Source organism: Methylobacterium sp. WL19 (genome assembly GCF_008040005.1).
GTDB lineage: Bacteria > Pseudomonadota > Alphaproteobacteria > Rhizobiales > Beijerinckiaceae > Methylobacterium > Methylobacterium bullatum.
In genome coordinates this window covers 1-5349 of the sequence record NZ_VRVC01000206.1, presented here as the reverse complement: position 1 = coordinate 5349, position 5349 = coordinate 1, and the positions used below count along the sequence as shown (strand labels likewise).

The window sequence follows — 5349 nt, the reverse complement described above, 5'->3', positions numbered from 1 at the left end:
ATATATTTACTTACAGACAAACAAGAGGACAACTAGCATCCTCTTATTTGTAATTCATCTCTAATTATGCAACTATGCACCAGAAATAAAGACTTTCCCTCGCCACCGATTGATGACGTCATCAAAATTCACGTCACGCCAACCGGCGCTCCATTCCTGTAAGTACTTTACACTGCGCGAGTGGGGTTCAGGCACTGGTAGCGCAAGGCGTCCAACGCTCGGCATTAACGGAGCATCGCCCACCAACAAGAATTCGCCCTGCGCAAGGTTCGGTAGTAAATCGCCGACACCAGCAGATAAATCGGGGAGAAGTGACTTGATATAGTTCTGATCGACTGCATTAGTGAGCCGCAAGGAGATAAAGTTAGAGCACTGCGAAAAGATTGTTTCAGACACCTCCGAAGGTCGCTGGCTTACCACCATTAAAGTGACGCCATACTTCCGACCTTCCTTTGCAATGCGCTCAATTGACTTTCGCGAGGAATCATACTGTGCTCCTCCGGAGCGCGGAACATAATTATGAGCCTCTTCACAAACAAGCATTATTGGAACGTCGCTAACATTACCGCTCATGTGTCGGATCTTAGAATAATGAAAACTAAAATCAAATATCATTCTGGAAATTAAGCTAACAACTATACTAATAACCTCAAATGGAATGCCGCTTAAATCAACAATTGAGACATTCGAACGACTCAAGTAACCAATAAACTGACGTACAATGTCAGCAAAATCGCCTGTAGTGATATCGCCACCATCAGTCTTCTTCGGCGATAACAAGAAACGTAGGCGCGGATCAGCTAGACGCGTCCTTAGCCTCAGGATCAGTCTATCGAACTCCCCGTTAAAGGGTCCGTTTTTTGCTTTATTTTCTTTCGACTGAGAAGCAACTATAAACTCTAAATTTCTGGCAAAATAGTGGTCCTCTCTACTATGTATAAGCTGTCCATCTAAGCACTTTGGCTTATTTTCACCGGCGAGCTGACTAACAACCTCTGAGTTCATATTTTCTAGGTAAGTAACGACCTCATTGATCGAAAAATAAATAGGAGTATCAAATGAGACATCCGCCAATGTAGGATTGTGCCGGCACTTATTGCGAACTACAGCGTGGCGGAACTGTGATATCTGATTGTGCGAATTAAGTTCATTACTCTCAATAAACATCTCCTCAAGCTCACGCGCATTCATTAACCAATAAGGCAAGCGAAGTGTTTCAACGTCGAGCAAGTTTAGAGTGAAGCCTTCTGTTTCCTTCAAGCGAAAGGCTGCAGCATATTCGGCGTGAATATCAAAAATGACGATGTGTGAGTTTTTTTGGGCCCCTTTATGGGAATTTCCTTTCGGGTCTATGCCCATCACCGTTTGCAGGATTTTGGCCACCGCGCAAGATTTACCTGATCCTGTAGATCCCACAACTGCAACATGCTTGCTAAAGAACCGATCGCCGTCAATTTCAAGTTTTACTTTAGAATCAATGCTAAGTGTTCCAAGTGAAAATGACGATTGAATTTGTTTAGCAAAAATATTATTTAACACAGCGGCAGGTGTTACATACGCATATTCTGTTGGAACCGGCAAGGCGTGTGATCCGCGCGAAAAGATATTATCCTCGGACAATGTGCCCACTGGCTGAGCATCAATCTGAAACCGGAAAATGATCGTTTCTGCATCGCATGTATCCTCAGCGCCCAACTTGCGCTCGCTGTGCGAGGCACGAACCGCTATAATAGTAGCAAGTAAATACAAATTATTTCCTGAAGCTACCATCAAATACTGTCCAATACCCAGCTTTGCTTTTTCCTTCTCAAAATCCGCCGCACTTGAAATTTCAATTCGTATGAGCGAAGGAGAGCTTTCTATCACGCTGCCAATTGGCTCACCAAGTTCAAGCATAGTTGTTCCTTAATTGGAGGGCATATTCGAGATCTGAAAGGCACTCAATTTCAAACTTATGTACGTTGATATCTGGATGCTCCCAGGTATCATTCGAGATATTTACAAGGAACAGATCGTCCGGTCTTTTTTCTGGAACTTCATTTAAATCGTTACGATTAGCTAATCGTAGACTGAATTCAATTTTGAACGGCTGCCGTTTAATGAGTGGCGTGCGGAACAACTCCTTCGCAACAACCGTTGTTTCACCAACCATACCTCTTTCGCAGCGAAGGCCAGCGACGTACAGGCGAGCTTGTAGTGCTCCGACATCATAAGCTCCCGCAATAATAAAAAGCGGTGGATCGGAGTGGAGGTATTTACAGCTGTAGCGCTCTACAAAATTTTTTATGAATAGTATGATTCTATTATCAAAATTCTCGATATTTGACGGCTCGATTATAAAGGTTCGGGCACGGGCGTTTTGTGCAAGAGATGGCTTCAGGTCCTCGCGCAACCGCTTGAAAATCTGGGCACGGGTTGTGAGCTCACGCGTCCAACGCGTGAAGGCAACCCGCCGCACGTCTTTCAACGCCGCGAGAAATGTTTCAGGTTCCACCGTCCTGTCCGATACGGTGAGCTGCGTTGCAAGATCTACAATCCTCTGGATAGCGTTTGGAAAAACTACAGCATTGATATCGTCGGCGCTGAAGCCCTTCTGTATCAACGCCTCAATCACCGATTTCTGAAGATCTTGTACAGAAGGCCCGAATTCAATCGAGAACCGCCTCAAGAACTCCTCGTGGTCAACATCCGGGGAAATACGTGCAATGATCGCCGTGAGGCTCTCACTCTTAGTGGCAAGCACAGATGAAAGCTATTCTTTTGTAAGTTGACGAAATCCTTCTTGATCAGGAAAATGACAGAAGAGCCTATAATAAATTTTTGGCTTTAATTCAATTGTATTTGAAAAGTGTTCCAGCATCAAAATAATAGGCTTGTAGATTTTACCGAGCGTAAATTTTTCGACTTGCTCATGATATTTGCACTGTACAGCAATTGTCAGCCCTGGGGCTGCAACATCCACGTCCTCTATTGCCCCTTCAATTGTAATTTTAGTATCTTTCCCAGCAGCAAGAATCTCCGACAGATAGCGAAGAAATTGGTATAAATACCCTTTAATCGAATACTCCGCAGTTCTAGACACGCCTTATTCCCCGGCTTTCAGGAAAGATTCCATACAAAATTATAGATATCAAAGATAAAATGGAAAGTGGCTGATATCCTACTTTGGAAACGAAAGGTAGAGCCTGTTCGTTGTCAAGCTGCCAGTTGGCTGAATGAAGACACTTCATATCGATACCGTAGTCTAATTACATACGCAATGCGAAGCTCGATAACGGAGGCGCTAGTTCGCACCCAAGGATGCGATCCTTTTACCAGTGGCCCAGAGAAAGATCGATAGTTAGCGGGAAGCTACCTATGTGAGGCATTCGCCGTCAAACTGACCAATCGCTATCGCTGACTCGCCACACAGCGAAATAATTTGCACTTTTAAATCATGCTGACATTAGTCAAGCCAACGAAATTGATCGAAATCAACTATTTTATAGCAATAAATTCCTGATCGGTCGTCTGTTAACGAGATCTGCCTGTCATTCCCAAATCAGCGCTTGCCTCCGCGATTTCACCCCTGATAGTGTCACCCTATGTTGACACTCAGCGATGTGCCGACCTCCTCGTCCCGGCCGGCCAAGCGCCCCCATGCGGTGGTGATCGGCAGTGGCTTCGGGGGGCTGGCCGCCGCGATCCGGCTCGGAGCGCGGGGCTACCGGGTCACGGTGCTGGAGCGGCTGGAGCAGCCCGGCGGGCGGGCGCGGGTGCATCGGCAGGACGGCTTCACCTTCGATGCCGGGCCGACCATCGTCACCGCGCCGTTCCTCTTCGAGGAACTCTGGACCCTGTGCGGGCGGCGCATGGAGGACGACGTGGTCCTGGCGCCGATGCTGCCGTTCTACCGCATCCGCTTCGAGGACGGGGCGACCTTCGATTACAGCGGCGATCTTTCCGCCATGCGCGCGGAGGTGGCGCGGTTCTCGCCCGGGGATGTGGCCGGCTACGAGCGCTTCATGGAGCGCTCGCGGGCGATCTGCGAGGTCGGGTTCGAGCGGCTCGGCCACGTGCCCTTCACGTCGGTCGCCGACATGCTGCGGATCATGCCCGATCTGGTGCGGCTCGGCGGGCATCGCAGCGTCTACGACGTGGTGGCGAGCCATATCCGCGACGAGCGCCTGCGGACGATCTTCAGCTTCCACCCGCTCCTCATCGGCGGCAGCCCGTTCCGGGCGAGCGCGATCTACTGCCTCATCGCCCATCTCGAACGGCGCTGGGGCGTGCATTTTGCCCTCGGCGGCACCGGCCGCCTGGTGGACGGGCTCGCCGGGCTGATCCGGGGGCAGGGCGGGTCGCTCCGCTGCGGCGCGGAGGTCTCGCGCATCCTCGTGGAGGACGGGGCCGCCACCGGCGTCGCCCTCGCCTCGGGCGAGCGCATCGCCGCCGACATCGTCGTCTCGAACGCCGATTCCGCCTTCACCCACCGCACCCTCCTGCCCGACGGGGTGCGGCGGCGCTGGACCGACCGCCGGCTCGACCGGTCGCATTCCTCCATGGGCCTGTTCGTCTGGTATTTCGGCACGAACCGGACCTTTCCGGACATCGCCCACCACACCATCCTGATGGGGCCGCGCTATCGCGGGCTCATCGACGACATCTTCCGGCGCAAGGTGCTGTCGAAGGATTTCAGCCTCTACCTGCACCGCCCCACCGCCACCGATCCGCTCCTGGCGCCGCCCGGCTGCGACGCGTTCTACGTGCTCTCCCCGGTGCCCAACCTCGCCGGCGGCCAGGACTGGACGGCAGAGGCGGAGCCCTATCGCCGCGCCATCGCGCAGCATCTCGAGGCCACCGTGATGCCGGGCCTGTCGGAGAGCATCGTCACCTCGAAGGTGACGCATCCAGGGGATTTCGCGGCCGATTTCCTGAGCTTTCGCGGCTCGGGCTTCGGCCTCGAACCGGTGCTGACCCAGTCTGCCTGGTTCCGGCCGCACAACGCCTCCGAGGACGTGGCGCGGCTCTACCTCGTGGGAGCCGGCACCCATCCCGGCGCCGGCCTGCCCGGCGTCCTCTCCTCCGCCCGAATTCTCGATACCGTGGTGCCGGATGCGCGCGTCTTCGCCTAACCTTTCCCGGCTTGACTTACTTCGGCCGCCCCTCTGGGCGATCCCCCATGCGGAGGCGGCCGACCATGCCGCCTGCCGGGCGGCGATCCGCACCGGGTCGCGCAGCTTCTTTGCCGCCTCCGCCCTGCTGCCGCCCTCCATCCGCCGGCCGGCCTACGGGCTCTACGCCTTCTGCCGCCTCTCCGACGATGCGGTGGACGACGTCGCCGAAAGCGGGCGCCGCCCCGCCGTGGCG

General features: G+C 53.1%; 5 protein-coding genes. 2 read left to right on the top strand and 3 right to left on the bottom strand.

The annotated features are described in order from the left end of the window. Positions 1-72: 72 nt before the first annotated feature. The 3 genes from FV220_RS23925 to FV220_RS23915 are packed head-to-tail and all read right to left on the bottom strand — an operon-like array spanning position 73 to position 3082. Complete coding sequence (locus tag FV220_RS23925) at positions 73-1896, bottom strand: DUF87 domain-containing protein (RefSeq protein ID WP_147833469.1); 1824 nt, start codon at positions 1894-1896, stop codon at positions 73-75. Continuing rightward, positions 1889-2743 (bottom strand): hypothetical protein, encoded by an 855-nt coding sequence (locus tag FV220_RS23920; RefSeq protein WP_147833468.1) that lies wholly within the window; start codon positions 2741-2743, stop codon positions 1889-1891. Before FV220_RS23920 ends, FV220_RS23925 begins: the two co-directional genes overlap by 8 nt. A gap of 9 nt (positions 2744-2752) precedes the next feature. Next, positions 2753-3082 carry a hypothetical protein gene (locus tag FV220_RS23915; RefSeq protein ID WP_147833467.1) on the bottom strand — a complete coding sequence of 110 codons (330 nt, stop codon included), beginning with the start codon at positions 3080-3082 and terminating at the stop codon, positions 2753-2755. A 502-nt stretch (positions 3083-3584) separates the two neighbouring features. On the opposite strand from FV220_RS23915, the gene FV220_RS23910 reads away from it, so the two are divergent. Together FV220_RS23910 and FV220_RS23905 are read left to right on the top strand one after the other, a co-directional pair. Next, a complete protein-coding gene (locus FV220_RS23910) occupies positions 3585-5114 on the top strand; it encodes a phytoene desaturase (RefSeq protein WP_147833466.1) in 1530 nt (509 codons plus the stop codon). Continuing rightward, positions 5095-5349 (top strand): squalene/phytoene synthase family protein (locus FV220_RS23905; protein ID WP_246689530.1); only part of this gene is annotated, 255 nt, incomplete at its 3' end. The genes FV220_RS23910 and FV220_RS23905, both read left to right, overlap by 20 nt.

Excerpts from the sequence above, each read along its gene's own strand:
- FV220_RS23925 (WP_147833469.1), bottom strand. The coding sequence starts at position 1,896 with ATGCTTGAACTTGGTGAGCCAATTGGCAGCGTGATAGAAAGCTCTCCT.
- FV220_RS23910 (WP_147833466.1), top strand. The coding sequence starts at position 3,585 with ATGTTGACACTCAGCGATGTGCCGACCTCCTCGTCCCGGCCGGCCAAG.